Origin of the sequence: Bacillus sp. Je.9.29.b (assembly GCF_051129925.1) — a bacterium.
Lineage (GTDB): Bacteria > Bacillota > Bacilli > Bacillales > Bacillaceae > Bacillus > Bacillus safensis.
In genome coordinates, this window is sequence record NZ_JBCPSO010000032.1 from 1 (window position 1) to 263 (window position 263).

1 tRNA gene and 1 rRNA gene are annotated in these 263 nt (G+C 55.1%); both read left to right on the top strand.

Going from position 1 to position 263, the window contains the following annotated elements:
* Positions 1-9: 9 nt before the first annotated feature.
* Positions 10-125, top strand: a 5S ribosomal RNA gene (rrf, locus tag AAZR19_RS18970).
* A gap of 18 nt (positions 126-143) precedes the next feature.
* Positions 144-220: transfer RNA gene (locus AAZR19_RS18975), tRNA-Met, on the top strand.
* Positions 221-263: the final 43 nt, after the last annotated feature.

Sequence of the window (263 nt, forward strand, 5' to 3'; positions counted from 1 at the left end):
TCCATCAGGTTTGGTGGCGATAGCGAAGAGGTCACACCCGTTCCCATACCGAACACGGAAGTTAAGCTCTTCAGCGCCGATGGTAGTTGGGGGTTTCCCCCTGTGAGAGTAGGACGCCGCCAAGCTTGTTATCTTTATATCATCGCGGGGTGGAGCAGTTCGGTAGCTCGTCGGGCTCATAACCCGAAGGTCGCAGGTTCAAATCCTGCCCCCGCAACCAAAATGGTCCGGTAGTTCAGTTGGTTAGAATGCCTGCCTGTCAC